Below are 20,930 nucleotides of genomic sequence, written 5' to 3'. Positions count from 1 at the left end.
CCTGAGCAGTTGATCACCGGCCATCGTGGCCTTCGTTTTCGCTGCGCAGGTCGACGGTGGCGGTTACCGACATGCCGGGGCGGATGCGCCCGTGCAGCGGGTTGTCGGCGCGGAAGGTGAGTTTTACCGGGATGCGCTGCACCACCTTGGTGAAGTTGCCGGTGGCGTTGTCGGGCGGCAGCAGGCTGAATTGCGCGCCCGACGCGGCGAACAGGCTGTCGACCCGGCCTTCGATGGGCGTGTCGGGGTAGCTGTCGAACAGCAGTTCAGCGCGCTGGCCGGGCTGCATGTGGCCAATCTGCGTTTCCTTGAAGTTGGCCTGCACCCAGATGTCTTCGTCTGGCACGATCGACAGCAGGTAGGCGCCGGCCTGCACCACCTGGCCATTGCGCGCATTGCGCTGGCCAATGGTGCCGCTGATCGGGGCGCGGATCTCGCAGCGGCTCAGGTTCAGCTCAGCCTGGGCCAGGTCGGCGCGGGCATTGGCGATTTGCGCATCGAGGCGCTTGAGGTCTGCGTTCAGCGCGTTGACTTGCTGGCGCTGGCTTTGCAGGTCGGCGCGAGCCTTGTCGACCTGGGAGCCGGCGACGTGGCTGTCTGCCGACAGGGTGGTGACCCGTTCTTCGGATACAAAACCAGGCTTGCGCAGCTTCTCGGCGCGGCTCAGGTCTAGCCGTGAACGGTCGAAAGTGGCTTGGTTGGCCGCCACCTGGGCCTGGCCGGCAGCAATCAGGCTGCCTTGCTGGGTCAGGCGGCTTTGCGCCTGTGCGTATTCGGCTTCGCGGGTGGCGAGGGCGGCGTGGGCGCGCTCAACCGCCAGCTCGAAGTCGGCGGCTTCCAGGCGCACCAGCAGGTCGCCTTTGTTGACGTGCTGGTTGTCCTCGACCGGCACCGTGTCGATGCGGGCGCCCAGCTGGCTGGAAATGCGCGTGATTTCGCCCTGCACATAGGCGTTGTCGGTGCTCTCGTAGAAGCGGCCTTTGAAGTACCAGTGGGCCAGGAAGGCGAGGGCGATGAGGGCCACGAGGGTGAAAAAGACCAGCAGGCGGCGTTTGAGTTGGGCGGGCATGGGGACTATCGTTCCAGAAATGTAAATAAATTTAACAGCGGCACAGGGCCTGTCGACAAGTGACGTTCGCGCCATTGCTGGAGCCCGGTGCCTGCCTCCTGCTAACATCCCGCCTTTGTTTCATCTTTCGTTCGAGACCTTCCATGACCACCGTACGCACGCGTATCGCGCCATCGCCTACCGGCGACCCCCATGTCGGCACTGCCTACATCGCCCTGTTCAACTACTGCTTTGCCAAGCAGCACGGCGGTGAGTTCATCCTGCGCATCGAAGACACCGACCAGCTGCGTTCCACGCGCGAGTCGGAACAGCAGATCTTCGACGCCCTGCGCTGGCTCGGCATCGAATGGAACGAAGGCCCGGACGTCGGCGGTCCGCACGGTCCGTATCGGCAGAGCGAGCGTGGCGAGATCTACGCCAAGTACGCCAAGGAACTGGTCGACGCCGGCCACGCCTTCTACTGCTTCTGCACCGCTGAAGAGCTGGATCAGATGCGTGCCGAGCAGCAAGCCCGCGGCGAAACCCCGCGCTACGACGGTCGCGCATTGCTGCTGAGCGCCGAGGAAGTGCAGCGCCGCCTGGCCGCTGGCGAGCCACACGTGATCCGCATGAAGGTGCCGAGCGAAGGCATGTGCGTGGTCCCGGACATGCTGCGCGGCGATGTCGAAATCCCGTGGGACCGCATGGACATGCAGGTGCTGATGAAGAACGACGGCCTGCCGACGTACTTCCTGGCCAACGTGGTCGACGACCACCTGATGGGCATTACCCACGTACTGCGTGGCGAAGAGTGGCTGCCGTCGGCGCCCAAGCTGATCAAGCTGTATGAGTACTTCGGCTGGGAACAGCCAAAGCTGTGCTACATGCCGCTGCTGCGTAACCCGGACAAATCCAAGCTATCCAAGCGCAAGAACCCGACCTCGGTCACCTTCTACGAGCGCATGGGCTTCATGCCCGAGGCGATGCTCAACTACCTGGGCCGCATGGGCTGGTCGATGCCGGACGAGCGCGAGAAGTTCTCGCTGGCCGAAATGGTCGAGCACTTCGACCTGTCGCGCATTTCGCTGGGCGGGCCGATTTTCGACATCGAGAAGCTGTCGTGGCTCAACGGCCAGTGGCTGCGCGAGCTGCCGGTCGAGGAATTCGCGGCACGCCTGCGGAAGTGGGCATTCAACAGCGACTACATGATGAAGATCGCCCCGCATGTGCAGGGCCGTGTGGAAACCTTCAGCCAGGTTGCCCCGCTGGGCGGGTTCTTCTTCGAAGGCGCGCTGAAGCTGGATGCCAAGCTGTTCGAAAGCAAGAAACTGTCGGCCGACCAGGTGCGTCAGGTGATCCAGCTGATCCTGTGGAAGCTCGAAAGCCTGCGCCAGTGGGAAAAAGAGCGCATCACCGGCTGCATCCAGGCCGTGGTCGAGGCGCTGGAACTGAAGCTGCGTGACGCGATGCCGCTGATGTTCGCCGCCATCACTGGCCAGGCCAGTTCGGTTTCGGTACTGGACGCCATGGAAATCCTTGGCCCGGACCTTACCCGCTACCGCCTGCGTCAGGCTCTGGACCTGCTGGGTGGCGTGTCGAAGAAAGAAAACAAGGAGTGGGAAAAGCTGTTGGCCTCGATCGCGTGACAGCGTTTCCCAGCCTGTAGCTGAAACCTGTGGGAGCGGGTTCGCCCGCGAATACGATGGCGCTTGCACTGCCGCATTCGCGGGTAAACCTGCTCCCACAGGGTTCGATGCTGGGGTTTTGGTAGGGCAGGGCGGTAAGTGATTGTTATCTGTGAAAATTTTTTTGATTATTTTAAAAAATTAGTTTGACAGCCCTGCAATCCGAACTTAATATGCGCCCCGTCCACAGCGATGAACGAAAACGAAACGCCAGCCACCCAGCCAGCGATTCTGTTCAGAGCGACATTGTGGGGCTATAGCTCAGCTGGGAGAGCGCCTGCATGGCATGCAGGAGGTCAGCGGTTCGATCCCGCTTAGCTCCACCAAATTCCGCTTACCAGCCAAGGCTGATAAGCAAGACCGGGTCCAGCAACCGGGTCTTGAAGGTAAGAAGGTTCGTCCCCTTCGTCTAGTGGCCTAGGACACCGCCCTTTCACGGCGGTAACAGGGGTTCGAGTCCCCTAGGGGACGCCAGTTTTGCACAAGCGATGTTTAAATATGTCGCTGGGCCGAGAGGCTAGAAATCCGGGGCTATAGCTCAGCTGGGAGAGCGCCTGCATGGCATGCAGGAGGTCAGCGGTTCGATCCCGCTTAGCTCCACCAATTTTGCCGCGATTCGCGTATGCGGGTCGGCACGAAGGTTACGTCCCCTTCGTCTAGTGGCCTAGGACACCGCCCTTTCACGGCGGTAACAGGGGTTCGAGTCCCCTAGGGGACGCCATTTTTACCCGCGTTTTGCGGGACCTTTAAGGCTCATTCGATTATTGAATGGGCCTTTTGTTTTTCTCCCTCCCGAAAAATTCGCAACCGACAGGCGGCGAGAAATTCTGCTTGCCAAAAAATATGATGAGAATAATATTTCGATCATCATATTTTGTCCGGCGAATGTTCAGATGAGCGACAAGAAGAGCAAAACCCGCGAACGCATCCTGGAAGCCGCACGCAGTGCGCTGATCCAGCATGGCCCCGCCGAGCCCAGCGTGAGCCAGGTGATGGGGGCTGCCGGGCTGACGGTGGGTGGGTTCTATGCCCATTTCGACAGCAAGGATGAGCTGATGCTCGAAGCGTTCCGCCAGCTGTTGGGGGAGCGTCGCGCCTTGCTCGCCCAGATCGACCCCAGCCTCGATGGGGCAGGGCGGCGGGCGCTGGCCAGTGCCTTCTATCTGTCGCGCAAGCACCGCGATGCCGAGGTGCATGCCTGCCCGTTGCCCAACTCGCTGGGCGAGATGCAGCGCCTGCCGGAAGTCTTCCGTGAGGTATTGGCCGAACACATCGAGCTGATGACCGCTGCCATGGTCGATCGCCCCGAGGATGCCGACAAAGCCTTGGCCGATCTGGCGTTGATGGTCGGTGGCCTGGCCCTGGCCCGCGCTCTGGGTACCAGCGAGTTGTCAGACCGCATTCTGCGCGCCGCCAAATCGGCGGTGCTTTAACCCTGGAGCATGGCAATGACTACCCTGAGCTGGATTCGTGGTGTCAATGGCACCCTGGGCCGTCTGGCCCCCGAGCATGTCGCGGGCAAGATGCGCCGTGCCTTCATGACGCCACGCAACTTGCCGCCGCGGGATTGGGAGCTGCCCGTGCTGGCCAGTGCCGAGCGCATTACCCTGCGCTTCGGCTTGTCGGCCCTGCGCTGGGGTAATGGGCCGACCGTGCTGCTGATGCACGGCTGGGAAGGGCGCCCGACCCAGTTTGCCGCTTTGATCGAAACCTTGGTCCGGGCCGGGCACACGGTGGTGTCACTGGAGGGGCCGGGGCATGGGCGTTCGCCTGGCGAGCAGGCCAATGTGGTGCTGTTTGCCCGGGCCCTGCTGGAGGCCGCCGCCGAGCTGCCGCCGCTGCGTGCGGTCATTGGCCATTCCATGGGCGGTGCCAGTGTGCTGCTGGCCTTGCAGATGGGGCTGCGTACAGAGGCTGCTGTCAGCATTGCAGCCCCGGCACGGCTGTTGGGTGTGTTGCGTGGTTTTGCTCATCGCCTGGGGCTGCCAGCACGGGCGCGGGCGGCGTTCATTCGGCAGATTGAGCGGGATGTGGGGATGCAGATAGCCCGGCTGGATGTGACGGGTTATCAGCTGGAGTTGCCGGGGCTGGTGGTGCATGCCGCTGATGACGCCTTGGTGGCCGCCGATGAGGCTCAGGTTATCCATAAAGCGTGGTTCGACAGCCGGCTGATGCTGCTGGAGGCGGGTGGGCATCAGCGTGTACTGTCCGACCCGCGGCTGGGTGAGGCAGTGCTCGAATTGCTCGCCCGCGCTGCTGCACCGGCGCGTCAAAGCGCCTGACTGGCAGCAGGGCTGGACATTCCCTCACCTGTCACGGCTAAATTCACTTTTTCCGCCAAGGAAGCGAACATGAGCTGGGACCTGGCAACACCCTTCGTCATCGACCTGCGCGTTGGCAGCGAGGATATTGATGGCCTCGGCCACGCCAACAACGCGGTGTACGTCACCTGGCTGGAGCGCTGCGCCTGGCGCCACTCCCAGCGCCTGGGCCTGGACCTGGCCGAATACCGTCGGCTAGACCGCGCCATGGCGGTAGTGCGTCACGAAATCGACTACCTGGCCGCCGCCTACGAGGACGATGAACTGCAACTGGCCACCTGGATCATCGATTGGGACCAGCGCCTGCGCATGACCCGCCGTTTCCAGCTCAAGCGCCCGCGTGACGGCGTGACCCTGCTACGTGCGCAAACCACCTTCGCTTGCATCGAGCTGTCCAGCGGTAAGCCCAAACGCATGCCGGCAGAATTCCTCGACGGTTACGGCCCGGCGCTGATCGGCGCCTGAAACCCCGGCAATTTTTGTTAGACTGCCGGCTTTTTCTGCCGAGACCCCGACATGCAAATTGCCCTGGCCCCCATGGAGGGGCTGGTCGACAACATCCTGCGCGACGTACTGACCCGCGTGGGCGGCATCGACTGGTGCGTCACCGAGTTCATTCGTGTGTGCGACCGCCTGCTGCCGCCTTCTTCGTTCGACAAGCTGGCGCCCGAGCTGCGCCAGGGGGCGCGCACGGCTGCCGGGGTGCCCATGCGTGTGCAGTTGCTGGGTTCGGACCCGGTATGTCTGGCGGAAAACGCCGCGCTGGCCTGCGAACTGGGCGCGCCGGTGATCGATCTGAACTTTGGCTGCCCGGCCAAGACCGTGAACAAGTCGCGGGGTGGTGCCGTGCTGCTCAAGGAGCCGGAACTGCTGCACGCCATCGTGCGCGAAGTGCGCCGTGCCGTGCCGGCAGATATCCCGGTGACGTCGAAGATGCGCCTGGGCTTCGACAGCCCTGATGGTGCGCTGGAGTGTGCCACGGCGCTGGCCGAAGGCGGCTCGGCGCATCTGGTGGTGCATGCGCGGACCAAAGTCGAAGGCTACAAACCGCCGGCACACTGGGAGTGGGTGGCGCGGGTGCAGGATGTGGTGAAGGTGCCGGTGTTCGCCAATGGCGAGATCTGGACTGTCGACGACTGGCGACGTTGCCGCGAGGTCAGTGGGGCTGAAGACATCATGCTGGGTCGTGGGCTGGTGTCGCGCCCCGACCTGGGTCTGCAGATTGCGGCGGCGCGTGACGGCCGCGATTATCAGCCGATGAGCTGGGATGACCTGCTGCCGCTGCTACGCGAGTTCTGGCGCCAGGCTCAGCACAAGCTGTCGCCGCGCTATGCGCCGGGGCGGATGAAGCAGTGGTTGGCGATGCTGACTCGCAGTTATCCCGAAGCGGTGGTGCTGTTTGCCGAGCTGCGCCGGGAAGATGACTGTGCGCGGATCAGCCGGTTGCTGGGGATTGTTGAGGCTCAAGCTCTGGAAACCTGTGTAGCCTGATCCGGCCCTATCGTCGGCAAGCCAGTTCCCACAGGTATTGCGCCGGTCTTGAGGCCTGTGGTGATCTGTGGGAGAGGGCGTACCCGCGAAGAGGGCTGCACTGATTTCAGATTTTTTCTACGTGCCCCTTGAAAGCATTTCCACCGGCCATATCTCTTGAGTACGCGATGCCGAAGTCGGGTCGCGTAATGACTTACTTGCTGATTCTCAGGAGTTTATGACCATGACTACCGCTTTCTCTCTCGCACCCCTGTTCCGCCATTCCGTAGGTTTCGACCGTTTCAACGACCTGTTCGAGTCTGCGGCACGTAACGAGGCTGGTAGCAGCTACCCGCCCTACAACGTGGAAAAGCATGGCGATGACCACTATCGCATCGTAGTTGCCGCAGCCGGTTTCCAGGAGCAGGACCTCGACCTGCAAGTCGAAAAAGGCGTCCTGACCGTGACCGGTGGCAAGCGCGACGATGGCGCCGCTGAAGTGACCTACCTGCACCAAGGTATCGCGCAACGCGCCTTCAAGCTGTCGTTCCGCCTGGCCGACCATATCGAAGTGAAGGCCGCCGGCCTGGCCAATGGCCTGCTCAGCATCGACCTGCTGCGCATCGTGCCTGAAGAAGCCAAGGCCAAGCGCATCCCGATCAATGGTGACAAGCCAGCGCTGAACTGATCGCGCTGCAGTGAAGAAGGGCACCCTCGGGTGCCCTTCTTGCGTTTGCAGGCCGGTTCAGTAACCCGCCGGCGCCTCCAGCAACATCTGCCGAAACTCCGGCAACGGCAATGGCCGGCTGTGCAGGTATCCCTGGTACAAGTGGCAGCCCAACCGCTCGAGGAACTCCAATTGTTCGGTCAGTTCTACCCCCTCGGCAATCACGGCCAGGTCCAGGCTGCGGGCCATGGCAACGATGGCGCGCACGATTTCCGCGTCGTTGGGGTCGACCGGCGCGTCGCGTACGAAGGTCTGGTCGATCTTCAGCGCATCCACCGGCAGGCGCTTGAGGTAGGTGAGTGAGGAATAACCGGTGCCAAAGTCATCCATGGCAAAGCTCACCCCGAAGCGCTTGAGTTCGCGCATCTTGCTGATGGTGTCTTCCAGGTTCTGGATCACGATGCCTTCGGTGATTTCCAGCTTGAGCATGTGCCGAGGCAGGCGATAGTCGTCCAGGCTGCGCAGTACCCGCCCGACAAAGTCGTTCTGACGGAACTGCCGCGGGCTGATGTTCACGCACAGGCTGAAATCATCCGCGTTGATCAGCCCGTCGGTCAGCATGCGCGCGCAAGCATCGCAGGCTTCATCGAGGATCCAGCTGCCAACTTCCAGAATCAGGCCGCTTTCCTCCAGCACCTGGATGAACTGCCCGGGTGGTTGCTGACCCAGTTGCGGGTGGTGCCAGCGCAGCAGCACTTCAGCCCCGACGATGCGGTTGTCGCGGGCATCCACCTGGGGCTGGAAGTGCAGCGCCAGTTCGCCACGGGCCAAGGCCAGGCGCAGGTCGTTTTCCATGCGCAAGCGCTCGCTGGCGGCTTTCTGCATGGTGGTGTGGAACAGCTGGGTGGTGTTGCGCCCGGAGTCCTTGGCCCGGTACAGGGCAATGTCGGCACGCTTGAGCAAATCGGCCGGGGTAGCGCCGTGGTCAGGGATCAGCGCCACGCCGATACTGGGCGTTACCTGCAGCCGCTGGCCATCCAGCGACATCGGTTCGGCCAGCAGTTCGCGCAGGGTGTCGGCCAGTTCGCGCACTTTTTCCTCTACCTGTTCGCGGCTGCCTTCCAGGCCGCTGAGCAGTACCACGAACTCGTCGCCACCCAGCCGCGCCACGGTGTCTTCCAGACGCACGCTGGCCTCCAGGCGGGCGGTGATGATCTTCAGCACCGTGTCGCCCACCGGATGGCCCAGCGAGTCGTTGATGTGCTTGAAGTGGTCAAGGTCGAGGAACAGCAGGGCGCCGCGCAGGTTGTGGCGCTTGAGCAGGGCGATCTGCTGGCTCAGGCGGTCCATCAGCAGGGCGCGGTTGGGCAGGTTGGTCAGCGGGTCGTGGTAGGCCAGGTGGCGAATCTGCGCCTGGGCATTTTTCAGCTGGCTGACGTCACGGGCGGTCAGCAGCAGGCAGTCCACCTCGTTGAGGGTGATCGGCTCGACCGAGACTTCCACGGTGAGGATATCGCCACGCTTGTTGCGCCCGAGCATCTCCCGGTGATGCACGCGGCCGCGTTCGCGTAGCTCGGCCAGCAGCGCGCTGCGCTGCTTGTCGTCCGCCCAGATGCCGATCTCGTACACCGTGTGGCCGACCACCTCGGCCGCGCTGTAGCCCGTCAGGCGGCAGAAGCCATCGTTGATTTCCAGGTAGCGGCCGCTATGGCGTTCGGTGATGGTGATGGCGTCGGGGCTGGAGTGGAAGGCCTTGGCGAACTTCTCCTCGCTGGACTTCAGTGCCGCTTCGGCGCGTTGCTGCTGGGTAATGTCGCGCAGGGTGGTCACGCTGCACGGCTGGTCATCGACGGTGATCAGGCGGCTGGAAATCACGCACGTCAGGGGGGCGCCATTGCGGTGGTTGACCACCACGGCGACGTTGCTCAAGGCCTGTTCGCGGATCACCCGCTCGATACGTTGCGCACGCTCGATGGACTCGGCCCAGAGGCCGATTTCCTCTGCGGTGCGACCAAGCACCTGCTCGCTGCCCCAGCCGAAGGTCTGGGTGAACGCCGGGTTGATCTCGATGAACTGACCGGTGTCCTGGCGAGTGACGCAGATCGGGTCGGGGCTGACCTGGAACAGGCTGGCGAACTTCTCTTCCGAGGCGCTCAGGCGCTGTTCGCGCTCCACCTGGTCGGTGATGTCGAGCAGGGTGCCGGCCATGCGCAGCGGGTTGCCTTGTTCGTCGCGGTACAGGCGTGCGCGGCTTTCTATATAGCGCGAAATGCCGTTCTCCAGTTGCACCCGGTAGGTGATCTGATAGTTGCCGGCGGGCCCTTCGCGCAGGCTGCGGTAGGCCTGACGCATCGAGTTGCGCTCCTGCTCCGGTACCCCTTCGAAAAAGGCATCGAACGACTCATGAAAGGGGATGGGCGGTAGGCCGTGCAACTGCGCGGCCCGGGCAGAGCCGTAGAGCATGCCGCTGGGGATATGCCAGTCCCAGGTGCCCAGCTGCGCCGAATCCAGGGCCAGGTCCAGGCGCTCCTGGCTGTCCTTCAGGGCCTGCTCGGCGCGCTTGCGCTCGGTGGTGTCGACGAAGGTACTGATCAGAAAGGTCACGCCTTCCAGTTCGATGCCCTGGGTGCAGAGGATGCCGTCATGCACCTTGCCGCTGGTGGCGCGGAACTGCACCTCCATGATCAACGGGCCGCCGTTGGCACGGGTCGACTCCATCACCTGGTGGCGTTGTTCGGGGTTGACCCACAGGCCCAGCTCCAGGCTGGTCTTGCCGATCACCTGGCTGCCAGGCCAGCCGAACATGTCTTCGAAGTGCTGATTGACCTCGAAAATCATGCCGTCGTGGCGGCGGGTGAGCAAAATGGCGTTGGGGCTGAGGTGGAACAGGGTGGCAAAGCGCTTTTCCGAATTGATCAGGGCGGTTTCCCGCTCGCGCTGGCGGGTGATTTCGCGGATTACCCCGATCATCTGCGGCCGGCCATGCGGGTCGTGGGTCAGGCTGCCGTTGATCTCTAGCCAGTGCAGGCTGCCGTCCGGCCAACGGATGCGATGACGCATGGCCTGTTCCACCGGCTCGCCGTTGAACACCGCCTGGAACACCTGTCGCGTGCGGGCGCGGTCTTCTTCGGGCAGCAGGTCGAGGTAGTCGACATCAGCAGGCAGCGGGCGCTGCGGGTCGAAGCCGAACAGGGCCTGGGTGCCCCGTGACCAGCTGACACGGCCGCTTTCAATATCCCACAGCCATGCCCCTAACCGGGCCCCGTTCAGCGCGGCCAGCAGTTGTGGGGCGTTCTGCCAGGCCTGTTCGGACTCCTGGGGGTCGGCCGCAGGAATACGCGGTAGGCGCAAAAAGCGGTTTGCTGATTTGGGCATCGGTACCAGACCTTTGGCGTATGACGCGTCCTTGGATATGGAAATACCTGGCTGACGGCCGGTCAGGCGGGCCCCGCGTGGCTGTCGAGCAGGGCCATGAATGCCCTGGCCGCGTTCGATAGCGTACGCTCCGTGTGCAAAATGTAGCCTAGCTGGCGCGACAGCTGTATGCCGGGCAAAGCGATGGGTGCAACCTGTTCGTCGAGCATGGTGCGCGGCAGCACGCTCCAGGCCAGGCCGATCGACACCATCATCTTGATGGTCTCCAGGTAGTTGGTGCTCATGGCGATGTTCGGCGTGAGGCCCTGGCTTTCGAACAGGCGCTGAACGATGTGGTGGGTAAAGGTGTTGCCGCCGGGGAACACCGCCGGGTGACGTGCCACATCGGCCAGGCCGACCGCATTGTTGGCCAGCGGGTGCTCAGGGGCGGCGACAAAATCCAGGGCGTCGTCCCACACGGGCACCGCCTGGACCAGGTGATGCGGCTCGGGCGCCAGGGTGATCACGGCTATTTCGGCGCGGCCATGCAGAATCTCGTCGTAGGCCTGTTCTGAATCGAGAAACTGAATATCCAGCGCCACGGCCGGGAACTGGCGGGTGAACGCCCGTAATAGCGGGGGCAGGCGGTGCAGGCCGATGTGGTGGCTGGTGGCCAGGGTGAGGCGACCGCTCACTTCCCCCGACAAATTGGTCAGCGCACGTCGGGTATCATCGAGGACGTTGAGGATCTGGTAGGCCCGGGGCAGCAGGGCGCGTCCGGCCTCGGTCAGGGTCACCTCGCGGCCCAGGCGGTCGAACAGGCGCACATCCAGCTGCTGCTCCAGCCCGGCGATGCGCTTGCTGATGGCGGGTTGGGTCAGGAACAGGCGTTCAGCCGCCCCGGAGAAGCTGCCGGTTTCGGCAATGGCGATGAAGGCGCTGAGGTTGGCCAGGTCCAAGGGTCGCATTCCTCTTGGTTATCCAAAGGATAAAAATTATGAATTTGAGTTATTCAATCTAACCCCATAGCATCGTCCGTACAAGCCAAGGGGTCTTTGGCATAGAAAGACGCTGATGAGGAACAGTCTGATGGCTGGCAAAACGCTCTACGACAAACTCTGGGAAGCCCATGAGGTCAAGCGCCGTGATGACGGCTCGTCCTTGATCTACATCGACCGCCACATCATTCACGAAGTGACGTCGCCCCAGGCCTTCGAAGGCCTGCGCCTGGCCAACCGCAAACCGTGGCGCATCGACGCCAACATCGCCACGCCCGACCACAACGTGCCGACCACGCCAGAGCGCAAGGGCGGTATCGAGGCCATCGTCGACCAGGTGTCGCGCCTGCAGGTGCAGACCCTCGACGAAAACTGTGACGAATACGGCATCCTCGAATTCAAGATGAACGACGAGCGCCAGGGCATCGTTCACGTCATCAGCCCGGAGCAGGGTGCCACCTTGCCCGGCATGACCGTGGTCTGCGGTGACTCGCACACCTCCACCCACGGCGCCTTCGGTGCCTTGGCCCATGGCATCGGCACCTCCGAGGTCGAGCACGTGCTCGCCACACAGTGCCTGGTCGCCAAGAAGATGAAGAACATGCTGGTGCGCGTGGAAGGCCAGTTGCCGGCCGGCGTAACCGCCAAGGACATCGTGCTGGCCGTGATCGGCAAGATCGGCACCGCCGGTGGCAACGGCCACGCCATGGAGTTCGCGGGCAGCGCCATTCGCGCGTTGTCGATGGAAGGCCGCATGACCATCTGCAACATGTCCATCGAAGCCGGTGCCCGTGTGGGCCTGGTAGCGACCGACGCCACCACCGTTGCCTATGTCGAAGGCCGCCCTTACGCGCCGAAGGGCGAGCAATGGAAGCAGGCAGTCGAATCGTGGAAAGACCTGGTGTCGGATGACGACGCCGTGTTCGACACCGTGGTCGAGCTGGATGCCAGCCAGATCAAGCCGCAAGTCAGCTGGGGCACCTCGCCCGAGATGGTGTTGGCCGTAGACCAGCGCGTACCGGACCCGGCCGCCGAAGCCGACCTGGTCAAGCGTGGTTCGATCGAGCGCGCCTTGAAGTACATGGGGCTGACCGCCAACCAGGCGATCACCGACATCCAGCTGGACCGCGTGTTCATCGGCTCGTGCACCAACTCGCGTATCGAAGACCTGCGTGCCGCGGCGGAGATCGCCAAGGGCCGCAAGGTGGCCGCGACCGTCAAGCAAGCCATCGTCGTGCCGGGCTCGGGCCTGGTCAAGGCACAGGCCGAGCGTGAAGGCCTGGACAAGATCTTCCTCGAAGCCGGTTTCGAATGGCGTGAACCAGGCTGCTCGATGTGCCTGGCGATGAACCCGGACCGCCTGGAGAGCGGCGAGCATTGCGCGTCCACCTCCAACCGCAACTTCGAAGGCCGTCAGGGCGCCGGTGGCCGTACCCACCTGGTCAGCCCGGCCATGGCCGCCGCTGCTGCGGTAGCCGGCCACTTCATCGATGTCCGCGAGTTGATCCAAGGGAGCGCAGCATGAAAGCCTTTACCCAGCACACTGGCCTCGTCGCGCCGTTGGACCGTGCCAACGTCGACACCGACCAGATCATCCCCAAGCAGTTTTTGAAGTCGATCAAGCGCACCGGCTTTGGCCCTAACCTGTTCGACGAATGGCGTTACCTGGACGTGGGTCAGCCCTACCAGGACAACAGCAAGCGCCCGGTGAACCAGGAGTTCGTGCTCAACCACGAACGCTACCAGGGTGCCAGCGTGCTGCTGGCGCGGGAGAACTTCGGTTGCGGTTCCAGCCGTGAGCACGCCCCTTGGGCGCTGGACGAGTACGGTTTCCGCAGCATCATCGCGCCGAGCTTTGCCGACATCTTCTTCAACAACAGCTTCAAGAACGGCCTGCTGCCGATCATCCTCAGCGATGAAGAAGTGGACGAGTTGTTCAAGCAGGTCGAAGCCAACCCGGGCTACCAGCTGACCATCGACCTGCAGGCGCAGGCGGTAACCCGCCCGGACGGCAAGGTGCTGCACTTCGAGATCGATGCGTTCCGCAAGCACTGCCTGCTCAACGGCCTGGACGACATCGGCCTGACCCTGCAGGACAGCGATGCGATCAAGGCCTTCGAAAGCAAGCACCGCGCCGGGCAGCCTTGGTTGTTCCGGGATGCCTGATTGATATAGCCGGCACAGGCAACAAAAATCTAAAGGATCGAGACATGACCAGCACCCAACACACCGACGTGGTCCAGCGCCAGTTCGGCGAACAGGCCAGCGCCTACCTCAGCAGCGCCGTGCACGCCCAGGGCAGTGAATTCGCCCTGCTGCAGGCCGAGCTGGCGGGGCAGGGCAATGCCCGCGTGCTGGACCTGGGCTGTGGTGCCGGTCATGTCAGTTTCCACGTTGCCCCGCTGGTGAGCGAAGTGGTCGCCTACGACCTGTCGCAATCCATGCTCGACGTGGTCGCCAGTGCCGCCGCCGAGCGCGGCCTGGCCAATATCACCACCGAGCGCGGTGCCGCCGAACGTCTGCCGTTCGCCGATGCCTCGTTCGAATTCGTCTTCAGCCGCTACTCGGCCCACCACTGGAGCGACCTGGGCCTGGCCCTGCGCGAAGTGCGCCGGGTGCTCAAGCCGGGTGGCGTGGCGGCGTTCATCGACGTGATGTCGCCGGGCAGCCCGCTGCTCGACACCTACCTGCAAACGGTCGAGGTGCTGCGTGACACCAGCCATGTGCGCGACTACTCCGCCGCCGAATGGCAGCGTCAGGTCAGCGAGGCTGGCCTGCATGTGCGCAGTCACACCCGCCAGCCCTTGCGCCTGGCGTTCGGCAGCTGGGTGGAGCGCATGCGCACCCCCGAGCCAATGCGCGTGGCCATCCGCCAATTGCAGCAAGCCATGGGCGAAGAAGTACGGCAGTATTACCAGATCGAGGCCGATGGCTCGTTCAGCACCGATGTGCTGGTGCTGTGGGCCGAGCGTTAAGCACTTTTCGGTGCGGCCCGTTTGGCCGCACCGCGTGAATGGATAGAGGAAAGCATGAGCAAGCAGATTCTGATTCTCCCAGGTGACGGTATCGGCCCGGAAATCATGGCCGAAGCGGTCAAGGTGCTGGAGCTGGCCAACGACAAGTTCCAGCTCGGCTTCAGCCTGGAGCACGACGTGATCGGTGGCGCCGCCATCGACAAGCACGGCGTGCCGCTGGCCGACGAAACCCTGGAGCGTGCGCGCAAGGCTGATGCCGTGCTGCTGGGCGCCGTGGGCGGGCCGAAGTGGGACAAGATCGAGCGCGACATCCGCCCCGAGCGCGGCTTGCTGAAAATCCGTTCGCAGCTGGGCCTGTTCGCCAACCTGCGCCCGGCCATCCTCTACCCGCAACTGGCCGATGCCTCGTCGTTGAAGCCGGAAATCGTCTCGGGCCTGGACATCCTCATCGTCCGTGAGCTGACCGGCGGCATCTACTTCGGTGCCCCGCGTGGCCAGCGCGAGCTGGAAGGTGGCGAGCGCCAGGCCTACGACACCCTGCCGTACAGCGAAAGCGAAGTGCGCCGCATTGCCCGTGTCGGCTTCGACATGGCCCGCGTGCGTGGCAAGAAGCTGTGCTCGGTAGACAAAGCCAACGTACTGGCTTCCAGCCAGCTGTGGCGTGAAGTGATCGAAGACGTGGCCAAGGACTACCCGGATGTGGAACTGAGCCACATGTACGTCGACAACGCCGCCATGCAACTGGTGCGTGCACCCAAGCAGTTCGATGTGATGGTGACCGACAACATGTTCGGTGACATTCTGTCGGATGAAGCTTCCATGCTCACCGGTTCCATCGGCATGCTGCCTTCGGCGTCGCTGGATGCCGACAACAAGGGCATGTACGAGCCGTGCCACGGCTCGGCACCGGACATCGCAGGCCAGGGCATTGCCAACCCGCTGGCGACCATCCTGTCGGTGTCGATGATGCTGCGTTACAGCTTCAATCAGTCGGCTGCCGCCGAAGCGATCGAGAAGGCCGTGAGCCTGGTGCTGGACCAAGGCCTGCGCACCGGCGACATCCATTCGCAAGGCTGCCGCAAAGTTGGTACGCAGGAAATGGGCGACGCAGTAGTCGCAGCGCTGCGGAATCTGTAATCTCTCTGGCCCGCCACCCAAAATTCCCGGTGGCGGCCCACTTTTAGCAAAGGTGTAGTTGCGATGAAACGTGTAGGTCTGATCGGTTGGCGCGGTATGGTCGGTTCCGTGCTCATGCAGCGGATGCTGGAGGAGCAGGACTTCGACCTTATCGAGCCGGTGTTCTTCACTACCTCCAATGTTGGCGGCCAGGGCCCGAACGTGGGCAAGGATACAGCGCCGCTCAAGGACGCTTATTCGATTGAAGAACTCAAGACCCTCGACGTGATCCTGACCTGTCAGGGCGGCGACTACACCAACGAGGTCTTCCCCAAGCTGCGTGAAGCCGGCTGGCAGGGTTACTGGATCGACGCCGCTTCGTCCCTGCGCATGCAGGATGACGCGGTCATCATCCTCGACCCGGTCAACCGCAAGGTCATCGACCAGCAGCTGGACGCCGGTACCAAGAACTACATCGGCGGCAACTGCACCGTCAGCCTGATGCTGATGGGCCTGGGCGGCCTGTTCGAAGCCGGCCTGGTGGAATGGATGAGCGCCATGACCTACCAGGCAGCCTCGGGTGCCGGCGCGCAGAACATGCGCGAGCTGATCAAGCAGATGGGTGCCACCCACGCCGCCGTGGCCGATGACCTGGCTAACCCGGCCAGCGCCATCCTCGATATCGACCGCAAGGTTGCCGAGACCATGCGCGGTGATGCATTCCCGACCGAGAACTTCGGTGTGCCACTGGCTGGCAGCCTGATCCCGTGGATCGACAAGGAACTGCCGAACGGCCAGAGCCGCGAAGAGTGGAAGGCCCAGGCCGAAACCAACAAGATCCTCGGTCGCTTCAAGAGTCCGATCCCGGTCGACGGCATCTGCGTGCGCATCGGCGCCATGCGCTGCCACAGCCAGGCACTGACCATCAAGCTGAACAAGGACGTGCCGCTGGCCGATATCGAAGGCATGATCAGCCAGCACAACCCTTGGGTGAAGCTGGTGCCGAACCAGCGTGAAATCAGCATGCAGGAACTGACCCCGACCAAAGTCACCGGCACCCTCAACATCCCGGTTGGCCGCCTGCGCAAGCTGAACATGGGTTCGCAGTACCTGGGTGCGTTCACCGTGGGCGACCAGTTGCTGTGGGGCGCGGCAGAACCGCTGCGCCGCATGCTGCGGATTCTGCTGGAGCGTTGATCGTTCTGCTGTAATTAAAAACCCGCGCTGGCGACAGCGCGGGTTTTTTTATGCCTGGGGTGAGGTTTGCAGCGCCAGGCAGCCCTTACGCAACCCATTGCGACCCTTATCCGGCGAAAATACGGCCATCACAGACAAACCTCTACAATCCGAGTAAAGTGCCGCCCCCGCCGTTCTCAGCAAAAAGGATCCTTTCATGACACACCCTTTGGATATCGCCGTCGTCGGCGCCACCGGCAGCGTCGGTGAAGCCTTGGTGCAGATCCTCGAAGAGCTGGACTTCCCGGTCGCCACCTTGCACCTGCTGGCCAGCATGGAATCGGCGGGCAGCAGCGTGATGTTCGCCGGCAAGAAGCTCAAGGTGCGCGAGGTGGACAGCTTCGACTTCGCCCAGGTCAAGCTGGCTTTCTTCGCCACAGGTGCCGCAGTCAGCCGCAGCTTTGCCGGCAAGGCACTGCAAGCAGGTTGCACCGTCATTGACCTGTCCGGTGGCCTGGACGACGCCCTGGCCCTGGTCCCTGAAGCCAACGCCGAACGCCTGGCTGGCCTGGCGCTGCCGGCACGCATTGTCAGTCCGTGCTCGGCCGCCGTTGCCGTGGCCGTCGCGCTGGCACCGCTCAAGGGCCTGCTGGACATCGAGCGGGTGCAGGTAATGGCATCGCTGGCGGTGTCTGCACAAGGCCGTGAGGCCGTCAGCGAGCTGGCCCGTCAAACGGCAGAGCTGCTCAATGCCCGGCCGCTGGAACCGCGCTTCTTCGATCGCCAGGTGGCTTTCAACCTGCTGGCCCAGGTTGGCGCGGCCGACGAGCATGGCCACACGGCGCTGGAACGCCGGCTGGTCAACGAGTTGCGTGTGCTGCTGGGCATGCCTGAGCTGAAGATTTCCGTGAGCTGCGTTCAAGTCCCGGTGTTTTTCGGCGATAGCTTCAGTGTGGCCGTGCAGAGCCGTCGCCCGGTCGACCTTGAAGCGGTCAACCAGGCCCTGGAAGCAGCCGACAGCGTAGAGCGGGTGGAGCGTGATGATTATCCGACCCCGGTTGGTGACGCAGTAGGCCAAGACGTGGTCTATGTTGGTCGTGTACGTCACGGTGTTGATGAAGACCAGCAGCTCAATCTCTGGCTGACCACCGACAATGTGCGCAAAGGCGCCGCGCTCAATGCCGTGCAAGTGGCGCAATTGTTGATTAAACACATGCCGTAAAAGATACTGGCGAGCACTTTTGTCCTGCTCCGCATGCAGGTTTCGGGACGATTCATACAAGGGAAGAGGTCATGCTTCGAATTCGCAAACTGGTTCTGGCCATGGCTGCAGCATCGGCGCTGTCGTCTGGCATGGCGAATGCGCTGGGCCTGGGGGAGCTGACCCTGAAGTCGGCACAGAATCAGCCGCTGGACGCCGAGATCGAATTGCTCGATGTGCGCGACCTCAAAGCCGCCGAAGTGGCGCCTAGCCTGGCGCCACCGGAAGAGTTCAGCAAGGCCGGGGTGGCGTTTCCGACCTACCTCGAAGACCTGACCTTCACACCGGTGATCAACCCCAACGGTAAAAGCGTGCTGCGGGTTACCTCCAGCCAGCCGCTGCCAGGGCCGGTGGTCAAGTTCCTGGTTCAGGTGATGTGGCCGCAAGGCCGCCTGCTGCGCGACTACAGCGTGCTGCTTGACCAGGCCAAGGCCCAGGGCGACAAGCCGGCTGCTGGCAATGTGATGCCGGCCACAACCGGTGCCAGCAGCTACACCACCCAGCGCCGCGACACCTTGTGGCAGATTGCCGCGCGCAACACGCAAGGTGGCTCGATCCAGCAGACCATGATCGCAATCCAGGCGCTGAACCCGGATGCCTTCATCGGTAACAACATCAACCAGCTGAAGGTGGGCCAGGTACTGCGCCTGCCCGACCAGCAGCAGATCCAGAACATTCCGCAGGGCGAGGCCAACAGCGAAGTGGCCGAGCAGTATGCCGCCTGGCGTGAAGGCCGGCGCCTGGGCCCGCGTGCCCGCCAGCTCGACGCTACCCGCCGCGGTGCCGCCGAGGCTGCGCCGGCGCGCATCGCCCAGGGCGACAACTTGCGCCTGGTCAGTCCGGGCAATCAGGCCGGCCAGACCAAGGCGTTGAATGACAAGCTGGCGGTGGCCCAGGAAAGCCTGGATACCAGCCGCCGCGACAACGAAGAACTGAAAAGCCGCATGTCCGACCTGCAGAGCCAGCTGGACAAGCTGCAGCGTCTGATCGAGCTGAAGAATGACCAGTTGGCCCGCCTTCAAGCCCAGGGTGCGGCAGCGCCGGCGACGGCTGCCGCCGCCGCCAAACCGGTTGAGCGGGCGGCAACTGCCCAGCCGGCGGCCAAGCCCGCACCGGCTGCCGTCGATACAGCGCCCAAGCCGGTGCCGGCAGCCAAGCCTGCGCCTGTCGGGCAGCCGAATAGCGCGCTCGACCAGATTCTGGGCAACCCATGGCTGATCGGGATAATTGCCGGTTCCAGCCTGCTGGTGCTGGCACTGCTGCTGTGGCTGCTGGCGCGTAAGCGTAAAGCCCAGCAAGAAGCTGAAAAGCACCTGCGCATGGCACGGGCGCTGGAGGAAGAGCAGGGCACAGGCTTTGACACCGATACCGAGAGCCTCGATGGCGTCGAAGTTTCGGAGCCGAGCGTTACCCTGTCGCCAGCCGTGGTCGCCGCTTCAGCCGCCGCTGCCGTTGCTGCGGAAAAAGTGGCTGAGCCTTCTGCCGAGTCGGCGCCGGAAGCTGAACCGCAAGCCGACCCGCATGCCGCGCTGCTGGCGGAAGTTGACCAATGCCTGGCCGAAGGCCGCCTGAACCGTGCCACTGACCTGCTGGAGCCCGCCGTGGCTGCCGCGCCAGAACGTGACGACATGCGCCTGAAGCTGATGGGCGTGTACGCCCGCCAGGGTGACCAGAGCGCGTTCGCCGAGCAGGAGCGCAAGCTGCCGGCCAGCGAGCAGAACATTGCCGAAGTCACCGGGTTGAAAGAACGTTACCCTGCCATGCTCGGCCTGGCCGCTGCCGGCCTGGGCGCGGCGGCACTGGCTGCCGAGATGGATGAGCAGTACGTGCAGGAGCTGCTGCACGATGAGGCCGAGGCGCCAGTGGTTGCCGACGTGGTGCCTGAGGAAGTGCCTGAATTCGAGCCGCAAGTGGAGGCTGAGCCAGAGGTCGTCGCGCAAGCGGAGCCTGAAGCCGTGTTCGAGCCAGAAACCGAGCTGGATGCCTCCGATGATGTGCCGACCCTTGATGTATCGGGCCTGGAAGCGCAGGGCTTCGATGAGCAGGATCTGGACAGTGCCTTCGACTTGAGCCTGGGTGAAGACCTGCCCGAAGAAGACCCGCTGGCCGCGCCGCTGCTGGACGAGGCTATGCAGCAGGAGCCTGTACCTGACGAGTTGGTCATTGCCGAGCCTGTGCTGGATGAGCCTGCATTTGAAGAGGCTCAGCCGGAAGAACCGCCGTTTGCCGTGGATGCCGAACTGCAAGCCGACGCTGATGCCGATTTCGAGGCCATGCTGGACCAGGCCGAGCCGCAGCCAGCCGTGGACCTGTCTGACTTCGACCTTGATGTCAGTGAGCCGGTTGCCCCGGCCGCTCCAGATGCCGTTGAAGAGGCCCCGGTGGATGTTGCCGCCGAACTGGCAGCCTTCGATAGCGAGCCGGCATTCGAACCGGTCTCCGACTTTGACCTGCCATCGGACTTTGACCTGTCATTGTCGCTGGAAGATGATTCGCCGGCGGCCAAGAGCTTTGCCTCGGAGCTGGACGACGTCAATGCCGAGTTGGACAAGCTGTCGCAGAGCCTGGAATCGCCCTCTCTGGAGCCGCATTTCACTGCAGAAGACGCGGTTGCGCAGCCGGATCCCGAGCCGCCACTGGACGACCTGGACTTCGACTTCTTCTCCGGCAGTGACGAAGTGGCCACCAAGCTCGACCTGGCTCGTGCCTACATCGACATGGGCGACAGTCAGGGGGCGCGTGACATCCTTGATGAAGTGGTCAAGGACGGCGACGACGGTCAGCGCCAGGAAGCCGAGGACATGCTCTCTCGCCTGGTTTGATATCGTCCTCAAATGAAGTGCACGTCAACGGCAGCCC

16 protein-coding genes and 4 tRNA genes are annotated in these 20,930 nt (G+C 63.3%); 17 read left to right on the top strand and 3 right to left on the bottom strand.

Features of this window, described 5'->3' with window-relative positions:
• Nucleotides 1–13: 13 nt before the first annotated feature.
• Nucleotides 14–1,069 (bottom strand): HlyD family secretion protein, encoded by a 1,056-nt coding sequence (locus B9A31_RS08535; protein ID WP_084296878.1) that lies wholly within the window; start codon nucleotides 1,067–1,069, stop codon nucleotides 14–16.
• Nucleotides 1,070–1,212: 143 nt separating this feature from the next.
• On the opposite strand from B9A31_RS08535, the gene gltX reads away from it, so the two are divergent.
• The 10 genes from gltX to B9A31_RS08485 all read left to right on the top strand — a co-directional run bounded on the left by gltX (nucleotide 1,213) and on the right by B9A31_RS08485 (nucleotide 7,212).
• Entirely contained in the window at nucleotides 1,213–2,694 is a 1,482-nt protein-coding gene (gltX, locus tag B9A31_RS08530) for a glutamate--tRNA ligase (protein WP_084296877.1), read from the top strand.
• A 289-nt stretch (nucleotides 2,695–2,983) separates the two neighbouring features.
• Nucleotides 2,984–3,059, top strand: a tRNA-Ala gene (locus B9A31_RS08525).
• Between the two features lie 72 nt (nucleotides 3,060–3,131).
• Nucleotides 3,132–3,207, top strand: a tRNA-Glu gene (locus B9A31_RS08520).
• A gap of 53 nt (nucleotides 3,208–3,260) precedes the next feature.
• Nucleotides 3,261–3,336: transfer RNA gene (locus tag B9A31_RS08515), tRNA-Ala, on the top strand.
• A 42-nt stretch (nucleotides 3,337–3,378) separates the two neighbouring features.
• Nucleotides 3,379–3,454 (top strand) — tRNA-Glu (locus B9A31_RS08510).
• Nucleotides 3,455–3,626: 172 nt separating this feature from the next.
• Nucleotides 3,627–4,166, top strand: a complete 540-nt coding sequence (locus tag B9A31_RS08505; protein ID WP_016715158.1) for a TetR/AcrR family transcriptional regulator — start codon at nucleotides 3,627–3,629, stop codon at nucleotides 4,164–4,166.
• A 15-nt stretch (nucleotides 4,167–4,181) separates the two neighbouring features.
• Nucleotides 4,182–5,015: an alpha/beta hydrolase gene (locus B9A31_RS08500; RefSeq protein WP_019098750.1), complete on the top strand. Its 834-nt coding sequence runs from the start codon at nucleotides 4,182–4,184 to the stop codon at nucleotides 5,013–5,015.
• A gap of 69 nt (nucleotides 5,016–5,084) precedes the next feature.
• On the top strand, nucleotides 5,085–5,519 hold the full coding sequence (locus tag B9A31_RS08495; RefSeq protein ID WP_015269427.1) for an acyl-CoA thioesterase: 435 nt from the start codon (nucleotides 5,085–5,087) through the stop codon (nucleotides 5,517–5,519).
• 51 nt (nucleotides 5,520–5,570) lie between these two features.
• Nucleotides 5,571–6,545 (top strand): tRNA dihydrouridine synthase, encoded by a 975-nt coding sequence (locus tag B9A31_RS08490; RefSeq protein ID WP_019098751.1) that lies wholly within the window; start codon nucleotides 5,571–5,573, stop codon nucleotides 6,543–6,545.
• 223 nt (nucleotides 6,546–6,768) lie between these two features.
• On the top strand, nucleotides 6,769–7,212 hold the full coding sequence (locus B9A31_RS08485; protein WP_016715161.1) for an Hsp20 family protein: 444 nt from the start codon (nucleotides 6,769–6,771) through the stop codon (nucleotides 7,210–7,212).
• Between the two features lie 57 nt (nucleotides 7,213–7,269).
• Here B9A31_RS08485 and B9A31_RS08480 read toward each other — a convergent pair whose 3' ends face one another.
• Together B9A31_RS08480 and B9A31_RS08475 are read right to left on the bottom strand one after the other, a co-directional pair.
• Nucleotides 7,270–10,566, bottom strand: a complete 3,297-nt coding sequence (locus B9A31_RS08480; RefSeq protein WP_019098752.1) for a PAS domain S-box protein — start codon at nucleotides 10,564–10,566, stop codon at nucleotides 7,270–7,272.
• 62 nt (nucleotides 10,567–10,628) lie between these two features.
• A complete protein-coding gene (locus tag B9A31_RS08475) occupies nucleotides 10,629–11,504 on the bottom strand; it encodes a LysR family transcriptional regulator (protein ID WP_019098753.1) in 876 nt (291 codons plus the stop codon).
• Nucleotides 11,505–11,634: 130 nt separating this feature from the next.
• Here B9A31_RS08475 and leuC point away from each other — a divergent pair, with 130 nt between their 5' ends.
• The 7 genes from leuC (at nucleotide 11,635) to B9A31_RS08440 (ending at nucleotide 20,893) form a co-directional block, all read left to right on the top strand.
• The gene (gene leuC / locus B9A31_RS08470) at nucleotides 11,635–13,068 is read left to right on the top strand and encodes a 3-isopropylmalate dehydratase large subunit (RefSeq protein ID WP_084296876.1); all 1,434 of its coding nucleotides are present in this window, start codon (nucleotides 11,635–11,637) and stop codon (nucleotides 13,066–13,068) included.
• On the top strand, nucleotides 13,065–13,709 hold the full coding sequence (leuD, locus tag B9A31_RS08465; RefSeq protein ID WP_016715165.1) for a 3-isopropylmalate dehydratase small subunit: 645 nt from the start codon (nucleotides 13,065–13,067) through the stop codon (nucleotides 13,707–13,709). The genes leuC and leuD overlap by 4 nt, the downstream gene beginning before the upstream one ends.
• 44 nt (nucleotides 13,710–13,753) lie before the next feature.
• Nucleotides 13,754–14,518, top strand: a complete 765-nt coding sequence (locus B9A31_RS08460) for a class I SAM-dependent methyltransferase (RefSeq protein WP_027609513.1) — start codon at nucleotides 13,754–13,756, stop codon at nucleotides 14,516–14,518.
• Between the two features lie 54 nt (nucleotides 14,519–14,572).
• A complete protein-coding gene (gene leuB, locus B9A31_RS08455) occupies nucleotides 14,573–15,655 on the top strand; it encodes a 3-isopropylmalate dehydrogenase (protein WP_084296875.1) in 1,083 nt (360 codons plus the stop codon).
• A gap of 63 nt (nucleotides 15,656–15,718) precedes the next feature.
• The gene (asd, locus tag B9A31_RS08450; protein ID WP_016715168.1) at nucleotides 15,719–16,831 is read left to right on the top strand and encodes an aspartate-semialdehyde dehydrogenase; all 1,113 of its coding nucleotides are present in this window, start codon (nucleotides 15,719–15,721) and stop codon (nucleotides 16,829–16,831) included.
• Between the two features lie 196 nt (nucleotides 16,832–17,027).
• Complete coding sequence (locus B9A31_RS08445) at nucleotides 17,028–18,032, top strand: aspartate-semialdehyde dehydrogenase (protein WP_027609514.1); 1,005 nt, start codon at nucleotides 17,028–17,030, stop codon at nucleotides 18,030–18,032.
• 71 nt (nucleotides 18,033–18,103) lie between these two features.
• Nucleotides 18,104–20,893, top strand: coding sequence for a FimV/HubP family polar landmark protein (locus B9A31_RS08440; RefSeq protein WP_027609515.1), 2,790 nt, complete (start codon nucleotides 18,104–18,106; stop codon nucleotides 20,891–20,893).
• Nucleotides 20,894–20,930 lie beyond the last annotated feature (37 nt).

It is taken from the genome of Pseudomonas sp. URIL14HWK12:I5, from assembly GCF_900176445.1.
Taxonomy (GTDB): domain Bacteria; phylum Pseudomonadota; class Gammaproteobacteria; order Pseudomonadales; family Pseudomonadaceae; genus Aquipseudomonas; species Aquipseudomonas monteilii.
Note: the sequence above shows the minus strand (reverse complement) of the source record. Positions and strands in the feature narration are given on the sequence as shown.